This window comes from Sphingomonas sp. BE138, assembly GCF_031456125.1.
Classification (GTDB): domain Bacteria; phylum Pseudomonadota; class Alphaproteobacteria; order Sphingomonadales; family Sphingomonadaceae; genus Sphingomonas.
Window position 1 is genome coordinate 1 of sequence record NZ_JAVDUC010000057.1, and the last position, 3152, is coordinate 3152.

A 3152-nucleotide genomic window follows, 5' to 3' on the forward strand; every position below is an offset into this window, starting at 1 on the left:
AAGGTGGCTCCGTGAGGCCCGCCAGGGCCGCATGAGAGCCCGGTCCCGCCCACAAGGCGGGACGCCCCACCCTGCCCTCCTGTGGCGGTTCTAGAAGCCCTCGTCGCGCTCCCACTGGCCACTGTTCCATCCCTCGTCGTAGCCGGGGTCGTTCGGATCGCGGTCGGTTTCCATGTCGCGGTCTGTATCGGTGTCGCTCGTCGCCTCCTGCTCCTCGAGCGGATCGGAATCTGAGGGTTGATCGCGGAAGCAGGCGCGATTGCACAGCAGGATCGGGATACCTCGGCTGACCAGCTGCACGCCGTCGATGCACAGTGGCTTCGAGGCGAGACGCCGGCAGGGTTCGTTGCGGGTGTTGCGGAAGCCGCATGGCGCAGCCAGCGGCTCGGCGCGGGGAAGCGCAGCTTCGCCGTCGCCGGCGTCGGTGTCGATCTCGGGATCGTCACCGGGTGCGACAGCGGGGAGCGGGTCGGGTTCGGGGTCGAACATGTCGCGCTGGGTCATGGCGTGATCCTCATGGGAACGCGGTCGGGATGCAGAGCGTGGCGTGGGTGCAGGCGGGAGCAGGCGCGAAGGGCGGCGCCGTCAGGCGCCGCCCCTGGCCGGGACCGGTCAGTAGAACTCGGCCCGGTCGGCGATGATCTCGCAGCCGTAGCGGTCGTTGCCGTCGGCGTCCTGCCAGCGGGTGTAGTGGAGGCGGCCCTCGATCGCGATCAGGTCGCCCTTCTTGCGGTTGCCGGTGATCGCCTTGGCGAGGCCGTTGAAGCAGGTGACCTTGTGGTATTCGGTCTCCTTGACGGTGTAGCCGTCCTCGCCCTTGTAGGTGTGGCCGTCCTTGTTCAGCTTGGGGCGATCGGTCGCCACGAAGATCGTCGCGACGCTGGTGGTGCGGTTGACCTCGCGCAGCTCGGGGGTGCGGGTGATGCGGCCGACCAGGTTCACGTTGTTCATGTCGATTGCCTCCTTGGTTGGTGCGGGGCGGTTCGTCCCGCCGGTGTCACCTGAAGAGCGAGGCGGATCGGGGCTGCGCACCGCGGGCCGATCGCGCGCCGGCACGGCGCGTGGTCGGACAAGGGGAACCCCTTTTGCAGGGGTGGTGCGGGCAGCCGCGCGAAGCGCGGCAACACGGCCCTGCCAAAGGGGTTGCGCGGTCCCGGGCCGGCTCGCAGGTGACACGAACCGGCGGGACGAGCCGCCCCGCACCAACCAAGGTTCCCGCAGGCGATCGACATGAACAAGCCTCGTGAACCGACCGGGTCGGCCGCGTCACCCGCACCCCCGGGCGGGCCGGCGCGAGGGCAAGCGCACCACCAGCGTCGCGACCCTTGCGGCCGGCGACCGCCCCCAAGCTGAACAAGGGCGGCCATACGGGCGGGGACTGCACCGGCAAGGAGACCGGATGCCACAAGGTTGCCGACCGGGTAACGCCTCGCCAAGGCGATCACCGGCAACCGCTCAGGCAAGGGGGGCGACCTGAGCGTGATCGGGGATCAGCCGCCTCCACTACACCCGCTGGCAGGATGGCGACGGCTTTACCGTCCGGTTGGCTGTGGGATCCTCGCTGGCCGGGTCGTCCTGCCTGTCCGGCCCCACGGCGGGTGGTGGCTGGCGGTGTCGCCCTTCAGGTCGGCGATGTGTTGGCGGTCTGGGTCACGATGTACGCATCGCGCGCCGGTCAGCCGAAGAACTTGGCGATCGCAGCACCGGCGGTCATCAGCGCAGCCGCAGCGATGGTCGCCTGAAAAATCAGCGTTCCGGGAAAGAAGCGGACCTCCAGTCTGGTTTTGGCAAGATCGGCTTGGGTTTTTGCGATCTCCGCCTGCATCTTGTCGATACGAGCGATTTGCTCACGGATATCGAGTTGCGGGTCTGGTGCGACGGTCGCCATGATGGTCCCCATATAGCGTGAAGTGCTGAACGAATGAAGTCCCGGCCCGGGGCGCACTGTCTTGGGACGGAGACGTACCGAGCTTGCTGAGCGCTGGACAAGACGATGGGGACCGCTTCGTGGTGGAAGCGATCCCCATCGGGGCGGGCGACGCGTCAGCGCCGCCCGGGAAGCCGGTCAGGCCATCTCCTCGACGGGCGCGGTGGTCTCGCCGAGACCGTCGCCGCCCGGGGTGCCGCCCGAGGGGGCATCGCCGCCATCGGCGCCGAACGGCGGGGCGGGATCCTCGTCGCCCTTGGGGGCGAAGGCGCTGGTGAGGTCGCGACGCTTCTGCGCGCGCTGCCAGACGATGTTGTACGAGCCGTCGTCCTGCCGGAAGGCCGAGATCTGCAGCGGTGCGCTGAGCGAGGGATCGTCGATGCGGCCGTTCAGGAACGCTTCGCCGGTGTTGTTGGAGGTGAGCTCGAAGAGCGCGCCGACCTGCACCCACGTCCGGCCCGGCGTGAGCGCGTGGATCTCGTAGCGCGGTGCGCGCGGGTTCTGCGAGGCGACCGGCTTCAACGCGATCGTCATCGCGACCGCGAGGGTCGAGATGCGGCCCATGAAGATGCCAGCCTCGTTCTGCTTGATCGAACCGATGTTCATGTCGTCGTCTCCTGTGATCGTCGTGCTGGACCCCTTGTCCTCGACACCTTCTTCAAACCCTCTCTCCTCCCCGGCCCCTGGCCGGGCAGGGCGCGGTCACGCGCCCCTCACCGGCTGCGTCTTTCGACGCGGACGGTGGATGTGCAGGACGCGGGGCGTTCAGGGTGCCGTGGGGGCGTGTCAGGCCACCCCGATCGGGGTGAGTGCGATGTCGATATCGGCGTGGGCGGCTGCAAGCGCGCCGATCGGCACGGTGCGATGCGCAGCGGCAGCGTCGGCGATGCGCAGGCATCGCCACGCCCGCCAGCGAGCCGTGCCGCGAGGCCGGGCATGACCTGTCGACTGGCGCACCGGCCGAGGCGTAGCGAGCGTGACACGCGAAGGCGTGGCCGCGATGCGAGCGAGCCGGTGCGACAGACGAACGAGGCATCCCCCGGCGCGCGCGAGGCGTAGCGAATCGGCGACCCGGCGGGGTCGCCGTGAAGCGAGCGAGCCGTGCCCGTGGCAGCTGTTCGGGTAGTTCTCGACCGCAAGGTCAGTCCCCCGCGGCGCGATGGGGCTCGATGCCCCGGAGCGCCGCCTGGCGCGACGTAAAAAAGGGGAGAGGCTCCGGTTGCCC

The 3152-nt window shown here is 69.3% G+C and carries 5 protein-coding genes; all 5 read right to left on the reverse strand.

The window, feature by feature from the left end; all coding sequences use genetic code 11:
- Positions 1–90 precede the first annotated feature (90 nt).
- Positions 91–504, reverse strand: a complete 414-nt coding sequence (locus tag J2Y58_RS20710; protein WP_310107325.1) for a hypothetical protein — start codon at positions 502–504, stop codon at positions 91–93.
- Between the two features lie 108 nt (positions 505–612).
- Positions 613–951 (reverse strand): single-stranded DNA-binding protein, encoded by a 339-nt coding sequence (locus tag J2Y58_RS20715; RefSeq protein ID WP_310107327.1) that lies wholly within the window; start codon positions 949–951, stop codon positions 613–615.
- A gap of 724 nt (positions 952–1675) precedes the next feature.
- A complete protein-coding gene (locus tag J2Y58_RS20720) occupies positions 1676–1888 on the reverse strand; it encodes a hypothetical protein (RefSeq protein WP_310107329.1) in 213 nt (70 codons plus the stop codon).
- Positions 1889–2065: 177 nt separating this feature from the next.
- The gene (locus J2Y58_RS20725) at positions 2066–2533 is read right to left on the reverse strand and encodes a DUF736 domain-containing protein (RefSeq protein WP_310107332.1); all 468 of its coding nucleotides are present in this window, start codon (positions 2531–2533) and stop codon (positions 2066–2068) included.
- A 180-nt stretch (positions 2534–2713) separates the two neighbouring features.
- On the reverse strand, positions 2714–3152 hold a 439-nt coding region (locus tag J2Y58_RS20730), incomplete at its 5' end, for a hypothetical protein (protein WP_310107334.1).

Coding starts and splice junctions, on each gene's coding strand:
- J2Y58_RS20710 (WP_310107325.1), bottom strand. CDS start 504: ATGACCCAGCGCGACATGTTCGACCCCGAACCCGACCCGCTCCCCGCT.
- J2Y58_RS20715 (WP_310107327.1), bottom strand. CDS start 951: ATGAACAACGTGAACCTGGTCGGCCGCATCACCCGCACCCCCGAGCTG.
- J2Y58_RS20720 (WP_310107329.1), bottom strand. CDS start 1,888: ATGGCGACCGTCGCACCAGACCCGCAACTCGATATCCGTGAGCAAATC.
- J2Y58_RS20725 (WP_310107332.1), bottom strand. CDS start 2,533: ATGAACATCGGTTCGATCAAGCAGAACGAGGCTGGCATCTTCATGGGC.